Source organism: Collimonas arenae (assembly GCF_001584165.1).
GTDB lineage: Bacteria > Pseudomonadota > Gammaproteobacteria > Burkholderiales > Burkholderiaceae_D > Collimonas > Collimonas arenae.
Window position 1 is genome coordinate 2,973,175 of record NZ_CP013233.1, and the last position, 16,453, is coordinate 2,989,627.

The 16,453-nt window shown below is 54.7% G+C and carries 16 protein-coding genes and 2 pseudogenes; 7 read left to right on the plus strand and 11 right to left on the minus strand.

The window, feature by feature from the left end; translation table 11 throughout:
• Window positions 1-88 precede the first annotated feature (88 nt).
• The 4 genes from CAter10_RS13730 (at window position 89) to CAter10_RS13745 (ending at window position 3,782) form a co-directional block, all read left to right on the plus strand.
• Window positions 89-700 carry a TetR/AcrR family transcriptional regulator gene (locus CAter10_RS13730; protein ID WP_061535355.1) on the plus strand — a complete coding sequence of 204 codons (612 nt, stop codon included), beginning with the start codon at window positions 89-91 and terminating at the stop codon, window positions 698-700.
• Between the two features lie 98 nt (window positions 701-798).
• On the plus strand, window positions 799-1,956 hold the full coding sequence (locus tag CAter10_RS13735) for an iron-containing alcohol dehydrogenase (RefSeq protein WP_061533849.1): 1,158 nt from the start codon (window positions 799-801) through the stop codon (window positions 1,954-1,956).
• 74 nt (window positions 1,957-2,030) lie between these two features.
• Window positions 2,031-3,062 carry an NADP-dependent oxidoreductase gene (locus CAter10_RS13740; protein WP_061533850.1) on the plus strand — a complete coding sequence of 344 codons (1,032 nt, stop codon included), beginning with the start codon at window positions 2,031-2,033 and terminating at the stop codon, window positions 3,060-3,062.
• A 42-nt stretch (window positions 3,063-3,104) separates the two neighbouring features.
• On the plus strand, window positions 3,105-3,782 hold the full coding sequence (locus tag CAter10_RS13745; RefSeq protein WP_061533851.1) for a type 1 glutamine amidotransferase domain-containing protein: 678 nt from the start codon (window positions 3,105-3,107) through the stop codon (window positions 3,780-3,782).
• A gap of 649 nt (window positions 3,783-4,431) precedes the next feature.
• Here CAter10_RS13745 and upp read toward each other — a convergent pair.
• The 9 genes and pseudogenes from upp to thrS form a co-directional block, all read right to left on the minus strand.
• Window positions 4,432-5,082 (minus strand): uracil phosphoribosyltransferase, encoded by a 651-nt coding sequence (gene upp, locus CAter10_RS13750; RefSeq protein WP_061533852.1) that lies wholly within the window; start codon window positions 5,080-5,082, stop codon window positions 4,432-4,434.
• A gap of 174 nt (window positions 5,083-5,256) precedes the next feature.
• Window positions 5,257-5,664, minus strand: coding sequence for a MerR family transcriptional regulator (locus tag CAter10_RS13755; RefSeq protein WP_061533853.1), 408 nt, complete (start codon window positions 5,662-5,664; stop codon window positions 5,257-5,259).
• Window positions 5,661-6,095 (minus strand): integration host factor subunit alpha, encoded by a 435-nt coding sequence (locus tag CAter10_RS13760; protein WP_082797917.1) that lies wholly within the window; start codon window positions 6,093-6,095, stop codon window positions 5,661-5,663. Before CAter10_RS13760 ends, CAter10_RS13755 begins: the two co-directional genes overlap by 4 nt.
• 107 nt (window positions 6,096-6,202) lie before the next feature.
• Entirely contained in the window at window positions 6,203-8,629 is a 2,427-nt protein-coding gene (pheT, locus tag CAter10_RS13765; protein WP_061533854.1) for a phenylalanine--tRNA ligase subunit beta, read from the minus strand.
• 137 nt (window positions 8,630-8,766) lie between these two features.
• A pseudogene (pheS, locus tag CAter10_RS13770) lies at window positions 8,767-9,782 on the minus strand (phenylalanine--tRNA ligase subunit alpha).
• 211 nt (window positions 9,783-9,993) lie between these two features.
• Complete coding sequence (gene rplT, locus CAter10_RS13775) at window positions 9,994-10,353, minus strand: 50S ribosomal protein L20 (protein ID WP_061533855.1); 360 nt, start codon at window positions 10,351-10,353, stop codon at window positions 9,994-9,996.
• A 23-nt stretch (window positions 10,354-10,376) separates the two neighbouring features.
• The gene (gene rpmI, locus CAter10_RS13780) at window positions 10,377-10,574 is read right to left on the minus strand and encodes a 50S ribosomal protein L35 (protein WP_061533856.1); all 198 of its coding nucleotides are present in this window, start codon (window positions 10,572-10,574) and stop codon (window positions 10,377-10,379) included.
• 257 nt (window positions 10,575-10,831) lie between these two features.
• Complete coding sequence (gene infC, locus CAter10_RS13785) at window positions 10,832-11,356, minus strand: translation initiation factor IF-3 (RefSeq protein WP_082797918.1); 525 nt, start codon at window positions 11,354-11,356, stop codon at window positions 10,832-10,834.
• 60 nt (window positions 11,357-11,416) lie between these two features.
• Window positions 11,417-13,322, minus strand: a pseudogene (gene thrS / locus CAter10_RS13790) (threonine--tRNA ligase).
• A 497-nt stretch (window positions 13,323-13,819) separates the two neighbouring features.
• Here thrS and CAter10_RS13800 point away from each other — a divergent pair.
• Both CAter10_RS13800 and CAter10_RS13805 read left to right on the plus strand, forming a co-directional pair.
• Window positions 13,820-14,212 (plus strand): YXWGXW repeat-containing protein, encoded by a 393-nt coding sequence (locus tag CAter10_RS13800; RefSeq protein WP_061535357.1) that lies wholly within the window; start codon window positions 13,820-13,822, stop codon window positions 14,210-14,212.
• 56 nt (window positions 14,213-14,268) lie between these two features.
• Window positions 14,269-14,769: a GNAT family N-acetyltransferase gene (locus CAter10_RS13805; protein ID WP_061533859.1), complete on the plus strand. Its 501-nt coding sequence runs from the start codon at window positions 14,269-14,271 to the stop codon at window positions 14,767-14,769.
• On the opposite strand, the gene CAter10_RS13810 is transcribed toward CAter10_RS13805, so the two are convergent.
• Window positions 14,766-15,176 carry a PH domain-containing protein gene (locus CAter10_RS13810; RefSeq protein ID WP_061533860.1) on the minus strand — a complete coding sequence of 137 codons (411 nt, stop codon included), beginning with the start codon at window positions 15,174-15,176 and terminating at the stop codon, window positions 14,766-14,768. The two genes, CAter10_RS13805 and CAter10_RS13810, sit on opposite strands and share 4 nt — an antisense overlap.
• A 367-nt stretch (window positions 15,177-15,543) precedes the next feature.
• On the opposite strand from CAter10_RS13810, the gene CAter10_RS13815 reads away from it, so the two are divergent.
• A complete protein-coding gene (locus tag CAter10_RS13815; RefSeq protein ID WP_061533861.1) occupies window positions 15,544-15,750 on the plus strand; it encodes a cold-shock protein in 207 nt (68 codons plus the stop codon).
• A 208-nt stretch (window positions 15,751-15,958) separates the two neighbouring features.
• Here CAter10_RS13815 and CAter10_RS13820 read toward each other — a convergent pair whose 3' ends face one another.
• Window positions 15,959-16,243 (minus strand): hypothetical protein, encoded by a 285-nt coding sequence (locus CAter10_RS13820; RefSeq protein ID WP_061533862.1) that lies wholly within the window; start codon window positions 16,241-16,243, stop codon window positions 15,959-15,961.
• Window positions 16,244-16,453: the final 210 nt, after the last annotated feature.

The following is a 16,453-nucleotide window of genomic DNA, read 5'->3' on the forward strand; positions in this document are numbered from 1 at the left end:
ACCCGGTTTTGCCGAATTTTCATACTAGATTGTCAGTTTTTTATTTTCTAGACGACCGGTCTAATTTTGATTTACAATGATCGACATCATGCGAACCAACTACCACACCACCAAACGCCACATCCTCGACGCAGGGCAGAAAATCATCGCTGTCAAAGGCTTCTCTGGAGTCGGACTGAGCGAGATTCTGAGTGCTGCGGCGATCCCCAAAGGTTCGTTCTATCACTACTTCGGCTCGAAAGAACAATATGGCCGGGCGTTGATGGAACAATATGTTGAAGATTATCTGCAAGCGCTCGAACAGCTCTTGCAGCATGCAGACCACTCGGATCAGCGGGTCCATGATTCCGCACGGGAACGTTTGCTGCGTTACTGGAGCAACTGGCGCGAGACCCAGGCCGGCGCCGAAGCCATGGACAAGTGCCTGGTGGTCAAGCTCAGCGCCGAAGTAGCCGACCTGTCAGACGATATGCGCCTGGTCTTGTGCGAAGGCACCCAACAGGTCATGGCCCGTCTCGCCGACTGTATCGAGGAAGGTATCGGCGATGGTTCCCTGAAACCCGAACTGGAACCCCAAAAAACCGCGCAGATGCTTTATCAGCTATGGTTAGGTGCAAGCCTGCTGGCCAAGCTTCAGCGCGATAGTAGCCCACTCGACAACGCCATGGAAACCACCCTGGACGTGCTTGCGTTACCCTGACTCATCCAGACATCATCACACACGCCTGCGTACTTGCAAGCGCATACATTTTTTACCGCTCGAACTAGTTGAGCGGTCTACTTGCCAAAGGAAATCTCATGTTGAACTTTGAATTCTACAATCCAACCAAAATCGTCTTCGGCCGCGACACCATCGCCAAACTCGACCATCTGGTGCCGCCAACTGCACGCGTACTGATTTTGTTCGGCGGCGCCAGCGCAAAAAAGACCGGCACGCTCGATGAAGTCAAAGCTGCACTCGGCAAGCGTGAAATCCATGAATTTGCCGGCATCGAGCCGAATCCAAGCTATGAAACACTCATGCAAGCGGTTGAGCAAGTGCGCAGCAAGAACATTGATTTCCTGCTCGCAGTGGGCGGCGGCTCGGTAATCGACGGCACCAAGTTTGTCGCCGCAGCCGCAAATTTTGAAGGCGAAGCGTGGGACATCGCGGTCAAGCGCGGCGCCAATATCACGAGCGCCCTGCCCTTCGGCAGCGTGCTGACCTTGCCGGCGACCGGCTCGGAAATGAATAACGGCGGCGTCGTCACCCGCAAGTCAATCCAGGCCAAGCTGGCCTTCCATAGCCCGCTGGTGTTCCCGCAATTTTCGATCCTCGATCCGAGCAAAACTTTCACGCTGCCAACTCGCCAGATCGCCAACGGCGTGGTCGATGCGTTCGTTCATACGGTTGAGCAGTACCTGACCTATCCGGTGCAAGGCATGGTCCAGGATCGCTTCGCCGAAGGCTTGTTGCTGAGTCTGATTGAAACCGGACCGCGCGTATTGGCCGAGCCGAACGACTACGATGCCCGCGCCAACCTGATGTGGGTTGCCACCCTCGCGTTGAACGGCCTGATCGGCGCCGGCGTACCGCAGGACTGGGCCACACACATGTTGGGCCATGAACTGACTGCGCAATACGATATCGACCATGCGCGTACCCTGGCGATCGTCTTGCCATCCTTGCTATCCGTACGCCGTGAGAGCAAACGTGCCAAACTGCTGCAATATGCGGAACGCGTCTGGCAGATTACCGAAGGCAGCGAAGATGCGCGCATCGACCTCGCCATCGAACGCACCCGTGATTTCTTTGAAAGCATGGGCATCAAGACCCGCTTGTCGGACTATGAACTGGGCCAGCCTGCGGTCGAAACGGTGCTGGTGCAACTCGAACAGCACGGCATGACCCGGCTCGGCGAACACCAGGACCACACCCTCGCAGTCAGCCGCAAGATCCTCGAAGCGGCGCTGTAAAACAGACACTTCACCGATTCTGTCCGCGCCGGCAAAGCAATGCCGGCTTTCATCCCACTCAAGGAGTAGCGAACATGTCACAAAGCAAAACCATCAACCGCCGTATCCTGCTGGCCTCGCGCCCGAACGGCGCCCCGACTGTAGAGAATTTCAAGCTGGACCAAAGTCCAGTACCTGTACCCGCTGCCGGCCAGGTGTTGCTGCGCACGGTTTATCTTTCGCTCGATCCGTATATGCGCGGCCGCATGAGCGATGCGCCTTCGTATGCGGCCCCGGTTGAAGTCGGCGGCGTCATGGTCGGCGGCACGGTAGCGCGGGTAGAGGCCTCGGAAAATCCAGCCTACAAGGTCGGCGACCTGGTGCTGAGCTACAGCGGCTGGCAGGACTATGCGCTGTCCGACGGCAAAGACCTGGCCAAGCTTGATCCCAAGCTGGGCAAACCATCCTACGCGCTGGGCCTGCTCGGCATGCCCGGCTTCACCGCCTACATGGGCTTGCTCGACATCGGCCAGCCCAAGGCCGGTGAAACCGTGGTGGTGGCAGCAGCCACTGGCGCAGTCGGCTCGGTGGTTGGGCAGATTGCCAAGCTCAAGGGTTGTCGCGTAGTCGGCATCGCTGGCGGCGCCGACAAGTGCAAGTATGCAGTGGCAGAATTGGGCTTCGATGCCTGCATAGATCACCGCGCCACAGACTTTCCGCAACAGCTCGCGGCCGCCTGCGACAAGGGTATCGACGTGTATTTTGAAAACGTCGGCGGCGCCGTATTCGACGCCGTTCTGCCTTTGCTGAACCTGCACGCTCGAGTACCGGTGTGCGGCCTGATCGCCAACTACAACGCTACCGGCAAACCGGAGGGCCCTGACCATCTACCGGGGTTGATGGGCAGATTGCTGGTACGCCGCATCAAGATGCAAGGCTTCATCATCTTTGACTACCAACCGCGCTACATGGAATTTTTCAAAGAGATGAGCAGCTGGGTCGCCGCCGGAAAATTCAAATACCGCGAAGATGTGGTCGACGGCCTTGAGAATGCACCGCAAGCCTTTATCGGCCTGCTGGAAGGAAAAAATTTCGGCAAGCTGGTGATACGCGCCGGCGAAGAATGAACGATCTTAGTATCGCTTATCGCTAAACCAAAAGGAATCCGCATGAACATATTATTGGTACTAACCTCGCATGACAAACTGGGCAACACAGGCAAGAAAACCGGCTTCTGGCTGGAAGAATTCGCCGCCCCCTATTATGCTTTCCTGGACGCCGGCGCCAAACTGACCTTGGCCTCTCCGCAAGGCGGCCAACCGCCGCTCGACCCGAAGAGCGACGAACCCGATGCCCAGACCGAAGCCACCGAACGCTTCCGCAAAGACAGCGCCGCACAAGCCGCGCTGGCCTCAACCATCAAGCTGTCGACGGTGCAGGCGAAAGACTACGACGCCGTGTTTTACCCTGGTGGACACGGCCCACTTTGGGACCTGGCGGAAGACAAGGATTCGATCGCACTGATCGAAGCCATGTACGCCGCAGGAAAACCAGTATCCGCCGTATGCCACGCCCCAGGCGTATTGCGCCATGTCCGCGCAACTGACGGCACACCGCTGGTCAAAGGAAAAAAGGTCACCGGTTTTTCAGACAGCGAAGAAGCAGCGGTACAACTGACCGATATCGTGCCGTTCCTGGTGGAAGCTGAATTGAAACGACTTGGCGGCGATTACAGCAAAGGCGCGGATTGGGGCAGTTATGCGGTAGTTGATGGCAACCTGATTACCGGACAAAATCCGGCGTCTTCAGTTGCAGTGGCTGAGCTGGTGTTGAAAATGTTGGCTTAAGGTTGCTGCAGGCAAGGTATCGACCACAATCTGATGTACTCCGTGGTCCGTTAAATGGGGTCAGAGTAATTTTCGCAAAAGACCGCGAAAAAAAACTCTGACCCCATTTAACTGCTCGGGGTTGGTTTTGATGTTGCTGTTGGTTTTGATGTTGCTGTTGGTTTTGATGTTGGTTTTGATGTTGCTTTTGACTTCTCGCATGCTGACGTTGCCTTCCCTTCGGTCCCCGACGGGTGACAGTCGGGAATGATGGGACACATGTTTGAGCGAAGCGAGTTTGTGTCCCATCCGACTGGCGCACGGCTCATTTGGGGACCCGCCGAAGGCGGGCAACGGCTGTGCGATCGCCTTTCTTTGCTTACTTTCGGGCGCCCGGCTAGGGGCGAAGCAAAGAAAGTGAGTAGCTGCCGGGCTACCCCGGCTAGCATCCACGGAGTAGCAACCGCTTTAATTAGAATCAGACAAACAAAGCTGATGCACCACAGCACTCACTCCGTGGCCCGTTAAAAGGGGTCAGAGTAATTTTCGGCAAAACCCCGCCGAAAAAAAACTCCGACCCCATTTAACTTCGTTTCAGATGGTATCAAGCGCAATCGATCGCAAGTCTGTGGCGCCTACGCCGCCAGCGCCATCTCGCTACCGCAAAAAATTACTTTGTCCCGAAAATACGATCACCCGCATCACCCAGGCCCGGCACAATGTACGCATGCTCGTCAAGATGCGAATCCAGGCTAGCCACATACAACTTGACCCCAGGATGCGCATCCTGGAACACCTGAACACCCTCCGGCGCAGCCACCAGCGCCAGGAAAATGATCTGCTCGTCGCCGACGCCACGCTTCTTCAGCACATCCACCGCATGCACTGCGGAATTACCGGTCGCCACCATCGGATCGCAGACAATAAAAATCCGTTCCGCCAGATCAGGCAAACGTACCAGATACTCCACCGGCTGATGCGTATCCGGATCGCGATACACGCCAATGTGTCCAACCCGCGCCGACGGCACCAGATCCAGCAAACCATCGCTCATGCCGATCCCGGCCCGCAACACCGGCACCACCGCCAGCTTGCGCCCCGCGATCACCGGCGCGTCCATGCTCTGCATCGGCGTTTCAATCAACTGTGTGGTCAACGGCAGGTCACGCGTGATTTCATAGCCCATCAGCAGCGTGATCTCGCGCAGCAACTGGCGGAACGTGCGCGTCGAGGTTTCCTTGCTCCGCATGTGCGTCAGCTTGTGCTGGATCAAAGGATGGTTAAGGATGAAAAGATTCGGGAAGCGTGGGTCGTTAAGCATAAGTAATTTTTGGTGTGACAAAATTCAAAGCCGCTGCAGCCTGTCGAATTGCCTGTTCCTTGCGGCACTCTCTTCAATCGGCTCGGCAAGAAAAGGAAGGCATTGAACGAAACTGACAGCGCTCGGTATTTCAAATAAAAAAGGGGAGATTTCTCTCCCCCGCTTGTTCAGCATCTATTCAACAGCCTGCACCTGCTCTGTCTTGGGTTTCAGCAGCGCCAATATTTGCTCCAGTTCATGGCGCACTTCAACCAGGTTGACTTCGTTTTTCCTGGCCTCCGGCGCAGCTTCAATCTCGGCACCAAGGCGGCCATCGAGCTTGTTGCGCGCGCCGCTGATGGTGAAGCCATGCTCGTACAACAGCTCGCGGATACGGCGAATCAACAGCACTTCATGGTGCTGGTAATAGCGACGGTTACCGCGACGCTTGACGGGCTTGAGCTGAGTAAACTCCTGCTCCCAATAACGCAGCACGTGTGGCTTGACGCCGCACAGTTCGCTGACTTCGCCGATGGTGAAATAACGCTTGGCCGGAATCGGCGGCAATACGACCAGTTCGGACTTACTAATGCGATCGTTCATGAATTAGCTTGAAGGGCGGTAGTAAATTGTTGGATCGGCTGCAGGCTTGCAGCATCGACCATGCCTTTGAGTTTTTGGCTGGCGTGGAAAGTGACCACGCGACGAGCGGTGATCGGAATTTCTTCCCCGGTCTTCGGATTACGGCCCGGACGCTGCGGCTTGTCGCGCAACTGGAAGTTGCCGAAACCCGACAACTTCACCGATTCACCACGTTCCAACGCATTGCGGATTTCATCGAAAAACGTCTCGACCATGTCCTTCGCTTCGCGCTTGTTGAGGCCGACCTGTTCAAACAGGAGCTCGGCCAATTCCGCCTTGGTCAAGGTCGGCAAATTCTTTTCTGCCTGCGAACGGGCTTGCGCTTCGCGCATGGCCCGGTTCAGGTCGGCGTCCAGAACGGATTCAAATTCTACAGTCTGCATATTGTTCATTCTATGGCTACGCCCCTGTCTTTTTGGAATTGCTGCTGCCGGAGCGCAACGCGCACCGGCATTTTGCTGCAGGTTTTTATCATCAATTAGCGCTGCTCAAATGCAGATCAAGCTCGCAATTTTGCTGTTGGCACCTTGCTGACAGCAGCGATTAAAGCTGACATTGCGGCGTCCACTGTGTCATCTTGAAGGGTATTTTCAGTATCTTGCAAGGTAAAACGGAAAGCAAGACTTTTTTCGTCATTTTCCAGTCCCTTGCCATGATATTCATCAAATAAAACAATGGCTTGCAGAATTCGGCACGCAGGATTTTGTTGCTGCTCAGCAGCAAAAACGTCCATTAAATCCTGTGCATTGACCACTTGTTTGACCACCACTGCTAGGTCACGCACAACTGCCGGGAACTTGGAAATCTCGACGTAAGCAGGTACTTGCCTTTGCTGCAACGCCAGCGCATCGACTTCAAACAAGACCGGCGCCAACGGCAGATCGTACTTCTGCTGCAGACGCGGATGCAGTTCGCCGATAAAGCCGACTACCTGATCGCCCAACAGCACTTGCGCCGAACGCCCAGGGTGCAAGGCCGGATGCTCCAATTTGGCAAAGCGCAATGCTGCCGGCGCAAACAGCGCTTCCAGGTCGGCCTTGACGTCGAAGAAATCGACATTGCGGCTGGCCTGCCCCCACTGCTCTTCCGCTTGCGGACCATAGGCCAGCACAGCTACACGCTTCGGCTGTTCGAAACAGGCCACTGCCAGCGGACCGTTCTGCACGTCCGGATTACGCGAATAGACCGCACCGGTTTCAAAGATCCGGACCCGGTTCAGCTTGCGATTCAGGTTGTACTTGACGTTGGCTACCAGGCTGCCAACCAGCGACGAACGCATCACGCTCATCTGGCTGGCGATCGGGTTGAGCAACTTGATCGGCTGCAGGTTGCCGGCGAAATCGGCTTCCCAGGCTTCTTCGACAAAGCTGAAGTTGATCACTTCCTGATAATCCAGATCGGCCAGCTGGCGGCGAATCGTGAACAGCGAACGCTGCTGTTCCGGCGCGATATACATCGCGTTCGGCGCCACCGGCGGCAACGCCGGAATATTTTCAAAGCCATAGACGCGAGCGATTTCCTCGATCAGGTCTTCTTCGATTTCGATATCGAAACGGTAGGAAGGCGGCGTCACCGAAAACACGCCATTCTCTTGCGTGAATGCCAGGCCCAGGCGCGTGAAGATATCGGCGATCTGGCTGTCCGACAAAGGCACGCCGATGACCTTGATGGCGCGCGCGGTGCGCACGCTGACCGGATCGCGCTTCGGCAGGTTGACACTTTGATCGTCAATCGGACCGACCTTGGTTTCCGGCGTACCGCAAATTTCCAGCAGCAATGCGGTGATGCGTTCGATGTGCTCGACCGTGGTAGCAAAATCGACGCCACGTTCGAAGCGATGTCCGGCATCGGTCGAGAAATTGAAGCGACGGGCGCGGCCCTGGATCGCCTGCGGCCACCAGAACGCTGCTTCCAGATAGATGTTTTGCGTCTCCAGCGACACTGCAGTGGCGTCACCACCCATGATGCCGGCCAGCGATTCGATCTGGCGCTCATCGGAGATCACGCCGATCCAATCGTCGACCGCAACTGTATTGCCGTTCAACAGTTTCAGCGATTCGCCCGGCTTGCCCCAACGTACATCAAGGCTGCCATGGATTTTATCGAGATCGAACACGTGGGTCGGACGACCCAATTCCAGCATCACGTAGTTGGAAATATCCACCAGCGCCGAAATCGGCCGCTGGCCGCTGCGCTCCAGGCGCTGCTTCATCCATTGCGGTGTCGCAGCCTTGGCGTTCAAGCCGCGGATCACGCGTCCGGAAAAACGGCCGCACAGGTCCGGTGCCGAAATCTTGACCGGCAATTTCTCGTCGATCGTGGCGCTGACTTTCTTGAATGTCGGTTGCTTCAACGGCGTACCAGTCAAAGCTGAAACTTCACGTGCGACACCCAGCACCGACAGGCAGTCAGCCTTGTTTGGCGTCAGCTTGATGGTGAACTTGAGGTCATTCAGTTGGTAGTAGTCGCGGAAATTCTGGCCGACCGGCGCATCTTCTGGCAATTCCAGCAAACCGCCATGGTCTTCCGACAATTTCAATTCACGCGCGGAGCACAACATCCCTTGCGATTCAACACCACGCAATTGGCCGAGCTTGATCTCGAACGGCTTGCCGTCTGCGCCCGGCGGCAATACTGCACCGACCATTGCGCAAGGCACTTTCAGGCCCGGGCGCACATTCGGCGCACCGCAAACGATATTCAGCAAAGCGCCGGTGCCGACATCAACCTGACAGACATTCAGGCGATCGGCATTCGGATGCTTGGCGGTCTCGACCACCAGGCCGACCACGATATTGGTAAAAGGCGGCGCAACCGGCTCGACCTCTTCCACTTCAAGACCCGACATCGTCAGCAAATGGGACAATTCGTCCGAAGTCATCTTCGGATCGACCATGGAACGCAGCCAGCTTTCAGAGAATTGCATAGGTAAAACCTTCAAAAACCTGTATCAGGATTTTAGGTGACCATTCAGCGCACAGAGAGAGCTACACCTTCTGTATCACTCCCGCACACGCGAGGATGACGAAGTCGATGCTCCTGCGAATGCTGAACGGCGACAGTTTAGTTAAATTGTTTCAGGAATCGCAGATCGCCTTCGTAGAACAGGCGCAGATCGTTGATGCCATAACGCAGCATCGTCAAGCGTTCGATACCGGAGCCGAACGCGAAACCGATGAACTGCTCCGGATCGAGGCCCATATTGCGCACCACGTTCGGATGCACCTGGCCGGCGCCCGACACTTCCAGCCAGCGGCCTTTCAGCGGACCACTGCCGAAGGCAATGTCGATCTCGGCCGATGGCTCGGTGAATGGGAAGTACGACGGACGGAAGCGCACTTGCAGATCGTCGGTTTCAAAGAACGCCTTGACGAAATTCAGGTACACACCCTTGAGGTCGGCAAAACTGATGTCTTCGGCAATCCACAGACCTTCGACCTGGTGGAACATCGGCGAGTGCGTAGCATCGCTGTCGACGCGATAAGTGCGGCCCGGCGCGATCACCTTGATCGGCGGTTTGTTCATGCGCGCATAACGGACTTGCATCGGGCTGGTATGGGTACGCAGCAGCAGTTGCTTGCCTTCGCTGTCCTTGCCGTCGATGTAGAAAGTATCCTGCATCGAACGCGCCGGATGGTTTTCCGGGCTGTTCAGTGCGGTAAAGTTGGTCCAGTCGGTCTCGATTTCAGGGCCGTCGGCCACATCGAAACCGATCGAGCGGAAAATTTCTTCGATACGCTGCCACGAGCGCATCACCGGATGGATGCCGCCGACACTGCGGCCGCGGCCCGGCAAGGTGACATCAATCGCTTCTGCGTTCAAACGCTCTTGCATCTGCGCGTTAGCCAAGGCGTCACGGCGCGCATTCAGCGCAGCTTCGATCTGTTCCTTGGCCTGATTGATGACTGCGCCTGCGTCTTGCGCTCATCAGCAGCCAGCTTGCCCAGTCCCTTCATTTGCTCGGTGATCTGGCCGGTCTTGCCCAGATATTTGGCTTTCGCATTTTCCAGCGCGGCGGCATCAACTGCGGCGGCAAAATCGGCTTGGGCTTGCGTTACTAGTTGTTCTAGGGAGTTCATGCAGTTTTCCTGCTAGTTTTTTAGTACTGAGAATAGAGTTTAAAAGCCAGCGAAGCGTGGCGAATTACACGGTCTGTGCGGCTCTGTCCCCAACTGACTAAATAAAACAGAATATTAAAAACAGAAACGGGGCACAAGGTATTGACCTCTGCCCCGCTCGGGATTGCCACGCTGCAAAATTCCGCAGCGTAGGCAAAACTACGCAAATAATTTACGCAGCGATTTTGGCCTTGACTTGATTGACAATCGCAGCAAACGCTGGCTTGTCCATCACTGCCATGTCAGCCAGAACCTTACGGTCCAGCTCGATCGAAGCACGCTTCAGGCCATTCATGAATACGCTGTATGTCACGCCATGCTCACGGGAAGCAGCGTTGATACGGGCGATCCACAATGCACGGAATACGCGCTTCTTGTTACGACGGTCACGGTACGCGTATTGACCAGCGCGCATGACTGCTTGCTTGGCAACACGGTAGACTTTACTGCGGCGACCGCGGTAACCCTTGGCAAGGGCTAGAACTTTTTTATGACGGGCACGAGCTGTAACCCCACGTTTTACTCTAGGCATAATAACTCCTTAATAGTGTGAGGTTAAGCGGTTGGCATCATGCGGGTAACGGATGCCATGTTTGTTTCATGGACACCGACGGAACCGCGCAATTGACGTTTGTTCTTGGTAGTTTTCTTGGTCAGGATGTGACGTTTGAACGCTTGACCGCGTTTAACAGTACCACCTGGACGCACACGAAAGCGCTTTTTGGCGCTGCTCTTCGTTTTCATTTTTGGCATGACACTATCTGTCCTCTGAGGACAGCTCCTTTTTTAACATGATTGCAGGTGGCAACAATTCGTTGCGCTTGGATGCCTGCTCTCACTTGTTTAAACCCAGCTGCACAGCAGCCACAACTGGATTTCGCAGCGGGATCTGGCCTGCTGCTCTTTGGATGTTTTGCCAAGGTAACTTGGCATCCACCACAAAACTTGATCAGTTGAGGACAGAGTAATTCGCCACGCTGCGGTGGCTCTTAAACTCTGTCCCCAAATTATTATTTTTTCTTCTTAGGCCCAATGATCATGATCATCTGGCGCCCTTCCATCTTCGGCCACTGCTCGACCTGGCCGTACGGCTCCAGATCTGCCTTCAGACGTTCCAACATGCGCATGCCGATGTCCTGGTGGGCCATTTCACGACCGCGGAAACGCAGCGTGATCTTGACCTTGTCGCCGTCTTCGTCCAGGAAGCGAGTCAAATTGCGCAGCTTGATGTTGTAATCGCCATCATCGGTACCCGGACGGAATTTGACTTCCTTGACCAGAATGACCTTCTGCTTCAATTTGGCTTCGTGCGCCTTCTTCTGCTCCTGGTACTTGAACTTGCCGTAGTCCATCAAGCGGGCTACCGGTGGCTGCGCCGTCGGTGCGATTTCCACCAGATCAACGTTTGCCTCTTCCGCCAAGCGGAAGGCCTCAGCCAGACTGACGATACCGAGTGCTTCGTTCTCGACACCGGTTAAGCGCAATTCTGGCGCAGTAATTTCGCCGTTGATGCGATGTGACTTGTCCGTAGCTATTGCAGTTTCCTTTAAAAATCAAATAATTAAGCCGTGCTCTTGCGCTCCGGGTCTCCCCGTTCAGGCTTTGGTTTCAACCTCATTCTTGAGGCGCTCCACCAGTACGTCGATAGGCATCACACCCAGATCGACATTGCCCCGCGCTCGCACGGCCACTGTGTTTGCATCACGCTCTTTATCACCGACAACCAGTATATAAGGCGGCTTCTGCAAAGAATGCTGCCGTATTTTATAGGTAATCTTCTCATTACGCAAATCGGTCTCTACTCTAAACCCTTGTTTCTTCAGCGTTTGTGCAACATTTTGAACATATTCGGCTTGCGCGTCGGAAATATTCAAAATAACAACTTGCACAGGAGCAAGCCACAACGGCATCGCACCAGCGTGGTTTTCAATCAACATGCCAATAAAACGCTCCAGCGAGCCGACAATAGCACGATGCAGCATGACCGGTACTTTACGGCCATTATCTTCAGTCACATATTCCGAGCCGAGGCGGCCCGGCATCGAAAAGTCGACTTGCATGGTGCCGCACTGCCAGGAGCGGCCGATCGAATCCTTCAGGTGATACTCGATTTTCGGACCATAGAAGGCGCCCTCGCCCGGCAACTCTTCCCACTCAGCGCCGGAAGCGCGAATGGCTTCACGCAAGGCATTTTCCGCCTTGTCCCAAACCTCTTCCTCGCCAACCCGCTTTTCTGGACGCAGGGCCAGCTTGACCGCCACTTCAGTAAAGCCGAAATCGAGATATACCTTGCGCACCAGCTTATCGAAGATGGCAACCTCTTCCTGAATTTGCTCTTCTGTACAGAAAATATGGCCGTCATCCTGGGTAAAGCCGCGCACCCGCATCATGCCGTGCAAAGCGCCGGACGGCTCGTTGCGGTGGCATTGGCCAAATTCACCGAAACGCAAAGGCAGGTCGCGATAGCTGTGCAGGCTGGAATTGAAAATCTGGATATGACCAGGGCAATTCATCGGCTTCAACGCGTAGCTGCGGTTTTCCGATTCAGTGGTGAACATGCTTTCGCGATAGTTCTCCCAGTGACCAGTCTTTTCCCACAGGGAACGATCGAGAATCTGCGGCGCCTTGACTTCCTGATAACCATTGTCGTTATAGACACGGCGCATGAACTGTTCGACCTGCTGCCAGATCGTCCAGCCCTTGGCATGCCAGAAAATCAAGCCCGGCGCTTCGTCTTGGAAGTGGAACAGATCCAGCGCACGACCCAGTTTGCGGTGGTCGCGTTTTTCCGCTTCTTCCAGCATATGCAGGTAAGCTTCCTGCTCATCCTTCTTGGCCCAGGCAGTGCCGTACACGCGCTGCAGCATTTCATTCTTGGCATCGCCGCGCCAGTAGGCGCCGGCCAGCTTCATCAGCTTGAACACTTTCAGCTTGCCGGTCGACGGTACGTGCGGGCCGCGGCACAGGTCAGTAAATTTACCTTCGGTGTAGAGCGAGACTTCCTGGTCTTGCGGAATCGAGCCGATCAGCTCCGCCTTGTAGGCTTCGCCAATCGATTCAAAATAGGCAATCGCTTCATCGCGCGCCACGACTTTACGTGTGACAGGCTCATCCTTCTTGGCCAGCTCAGCCATCTTCTTTTCAATTCCAGCAGGTCTTCCGGAGTGAAAGGACGCTTGTAGGAAAAATCGTAGTAAAAGCCGTTTTCAATCACCGGACCGATCGTCACCTGCGCATCGGGAACAGTTCCTTGACCGCATAAGCCAGCAAGTGGGCAGTCGAGTGGCGGATGACTTCCAGGCCATCGGCATCCTTGTCGGTCACGATCGCCAGATCGACATCCTTCTCGATCAGGTAGGAAGTATCCACCAGCTTGCCATCGACCTTGCCGGCCAGAGCCGCCTTGGCCAGACCGGCACCAATGCTGGCGGCGACCTGTGCCACTGTCAGTGGCGCATCGAATTGACGCTGTGAACCATCAGGAAGTTTGACTGCTATCATTTTGAGCCCCATATCGGCGGTCACCTGGACCACGCCGGATTAAATTGAATGAACGTGTACTTTACAAAAACGCGGACGAAAAAAAACGCGGACCAGCCGCGCTTTTTTCATCATGCAGGTAGAAAAAGGCCTCGACTAGTGTCGCTCACAGATTGTGGTGGTAGTTCGCGGTGTCATAACCGGGATGCCTTTCTCGCTCTTACAGATGTTGAATTCGTTTTAGTTGACCGGCCGTGAACAGCGGCAACAGGATGCTATCGATCATACCAGAAAATCCTGTAAATATGGCGGCAGCGCAACCTGCCGTGTTGCTAATTTGCCTAACCGCAGCGCCGACATTGTTGTCATTGAGGTGCAACGAACGATGATTCTCGGCGCGACTTCCCACAGCAAGCAAGCGATCTCCATATAGATGTAATTGATTGCATCTTCGTTTGTCATAATGGCAATGACATGTATAGTTCATGCCACCAACCAAACAACAGCGAGAAATGAACATGAAACGTATTTTCTGCGCGGCGGCACTCGTCGCAGCCAGCGCTGCAATCTTCATTCCCACCCAGGCCATGGCGCAAGTCGGCGTGAGCATTTCGATTGGCGTACCGCCACCGCCACCAAGATATGAACCAATGCCGCCGCCACGCTATGGCTATGTCTGGGCCCCTGGTTACTGGAACTGGGTCGGCGGCCGCCATGTTTGGGCAGGCGGCCACTGGGAACGCGCGCGCAGCGGCTATATGTATAACCGTCCAGAATGGCGCCAAGGACCGCGCGGCTGGGAGCTCCGACGCGGCGGCTGGCAGCGCGGCGGCGGTCGAGGAGGATATGATCATCGCCGCGACGACCACCGTCACCATGGTCGCGGTCACGACGATAGATATCGCCGCTGATTCAATGCGGGCCAACCAGCGGTTGGCCTCCTCACCAATTCCCTGCACTTCCATTGATGAAATTACGTCCCGCGCATATCGACGATGCCGCAGCCATCAATGAGCTGATTCTACAGTTTCTAAGCGAATTCATGATCAGCCCTGATGACAGCGGTGCCGAGCGTTTTCTGGATTCCGTGTCAGTCAGCGCGAAAGCCGCCTACATGTCGGATTCACGCTATCGCTACATCGTAGCAACCGAAGACACGGTGCTGGCGGGGTTCATCGCGCTTCGCGACGACAGTCATATATTCCATCTGTTTGTCGCCAGAGAATTCCAGCGCCAAGGTTTGGCCAGGCAGCTTTGGAATGCGGCAACGGCGGCTGCCGAATCAACTAAAAGCCGCACTGAATTTACGGTCAACTCATCACCTTCCGCATCGCCGATTTATGAACGCTTCGGCTTCAAAAAAAATGGCCCGCCGGTTGAAAAGCACGGCATCCGTTTTGTGCCCATGCATCGGCCATGCACATCTTCCGGTTCCGTCGATAGCGACGCACAAACACCACTCGCTTAGTCAGCTCGGCGCACCTTGTCGCGCAACATACGGATGAAGCGTTCGCGCTCTATCGGCGAAACCAATTGATATGCATCGCCAAAAGACACCTTCACCCGCTGCAGCGACAAGGCCGGTGCGGAACGAGGATTGGAACTGATATCTATATGAGTAATCTGCCGATAAGGGATGCACTGACGGATGAAACCCGCCTGAATCAACAGATGATCCGCTTCCAGCACATATTTGCAGGGTACGCAAAACGCCCAGACGATCAGCGCCATCAGTGCGGCCACGCCAAAGCAAATAAATTTTGCGGCCGGCACCGTATGCGCCACGGAAAAACCGATGCTGATAACGAAGGCGACGGTGCCCGCCAATACCAGCACCAGCCACAAATCAATTTTCGATGGAAATTCTTGACTCACTCCCCCGCCCCTCCCTTGTAACCAATTTAAAAGCTGCCACCTTCCGGCCACACTTTAACGGCGCGAAAAAACTACAGGCTGCAGCATAAGGCGAAACTAATTATCCATTGTTAGCGCTAACCTGGCATAGGCGGCGTTGTTTCTTTCTCAAAATCAGTCAAATAACCCAATCCTGTCAAATTTGGCACTAGTGTAAATCCATGGATTGTCTAAACTGGTGAGTGGTTGAATGGGTCGCCAACCGGCATGAGGCCAGGTAAGAACATTCGCCTGGATGGCTCGCAGTAACAAGGTAAGCAAGTAGATTGGCGATCTGCGTTTCTCGCTTCTACGGCTAGTTCAATGTGCATTTACTAGAAAGAACATCATGGCAACAGGTACCGTCAAATGGTTCAACGACTCCAAAGGCTTTGGCTTCATTACTCCGGATGACGGTAGTGAAGATTTATTCGCCCATTTTTCTGCTATTCAGATGGGTGGTTTCAAGACTCTCAAGGAAGGTCAAAAAGTCAAATTCGATGTCACCGAAGGCCCCAAGGGTAAACAGGCTTCAAATATTCAGGAGGCCACCTGATCGGCGATTGGGAAAGCCTGGATAAGCGGCAGTGAATTTGCGCTGTGGCGTCCAGGCATTGAAAGACTCAGCAAAGCTCGCAGCCTGTTACGGTCCGCGAGCTTTTTTATTGCGGCATTTCCGCACGATGAGCCCGCGGGAAAATCACAGGCTTTCCGGGAAACCGAAAGCCGCCATTAATCCGAAGCCGGTACGTTGCCGCAAAATTTCAGGCAGCTCCGCGATAAGACGCCAGATCAGGAGCAGGACGCAACGGGTGCTGTATCGCAGTAGGCAATTGTGGTCTTTGACTCTCAGCAACACTCTCCACACCATCCGCCGATATGGCCTCCAGGAAGGCCAGTACATTACGATGGTAGTCAACCCGCATCTCCGCTTCCAGTAACTGCCTTTCCGCTTGGAACAATGCAAGGCGCGTATCGCGTAATTCATTTTCAGCCAGTTTTTCCGGCGTCAAAATATACTTCGTCGCCAATCTGTTAAGCCATCCCATGTCAGCACCTCTTTTGTCAGGAGACGATTTGATATTAAATCTTTCCACGCGACAGAATCGATATTTGACATCATTTAATTATATTGTTGCAAATATCCTACGACCCGCTATTCAAATGAAAAAAGCGGATTTATGATGGTGAATCAGTCGGCGCCACCACAGCAATTCCACCTGGCAACTATCACCAAATTTTCCAAATCAACGTGCTCG

Coding starts and splice junctions, on each gene's coding strand:
- CAter10_RS13735 (WP_061533849.1), top strand. CDS start 799: ATGTTGAACTTTGAATTCTACAATCCAACCAAAATCGTCTTCGGCCGC.
- CAter10_RS13820 (WP_061533862.1), bottom strand. CDS start 16,243: ATGGGATGGCTTAACAGATTGGCGACGAAGTATATTTTGACGCCGGAA.
- CAter10_RS13760 (WP_082797917.1), bottom strand. CDS start 6,095: ATGAACAATATGCAGACTGTAGAATTTGAATCCGTTCTGGACGCCGAC.
- CAter10_RS13745 (WP_061533851.1), top strand. CDS start 3,105: ATGAACATATTATTGGTACTAACCTCGCATGACAAACTGGGCAACACA.
- CAter10_RS13730 (WP_061535355.1), top strand. CDS start 89: ATGCGAACCAACTACCACACCACCAAACGCCACATCCTCGACGCAGGG.
- rplT (WP_061533855.1), bottom strand. CDS start 10,353: ATGCCTAGAGTAAAACGTGGGGTTACAGCTCGTGCCCGTCATAAAAAA.
- CAter10_RS13800 (WP_061535357.1), top strand. CDS start 13,820: ATGAAACGTATTTTCTGCGCGGCGGCACTCGTCGCAGCCAGCGCTGCA.
- CAter10_RS13805 (WP_061533859.1), top strand. CDS start 14,269: ATGAAATTACGTCCCGCGCATATCGACGATGCCGCAGCCATCAATGAG.
- CAter10_RS13755 (WP_061533853.1), bottom strand. CDS start 5,664: ATGAACGATCGCATTAGTAAGTCCGAACTGGTCGTATTGCCGCCGATT.
- upp (WP_061533852.1), bottom strand. CDS start 5,082: ATGCTTAACGACCCACGCTTCCCGAATCTTTTCATCCTTAACCATCCT.
- rpmI (WP_061533856.1), bottom strand. CDS start 10,574: ATGCCAAAAATGAAAACGAAGAGCAGCGCCAAAAAGCGCTTTCGTGTG.
- CAter10_RS13740 (WP_061533850.1), top strand. CDS start 2,031: ATGTCACAAAGCAAAACCATCAACCGCCGTATCCTGCTGGCCTCGCGC.
- CAter10_RS13815 (WP_061533861.1), top strand. CDS start 15,544: ATGGCAACAGGTACCGTCAAATGGTTCAACGACTCCAAAGGCTTTGGC.
- pheT (WP_061533854.1), bottom strand. CDS start 8,629: ATGCAATTCTCTGAAAGCTGGCTGCGTTCCATGGTCGATCCGAAGATG.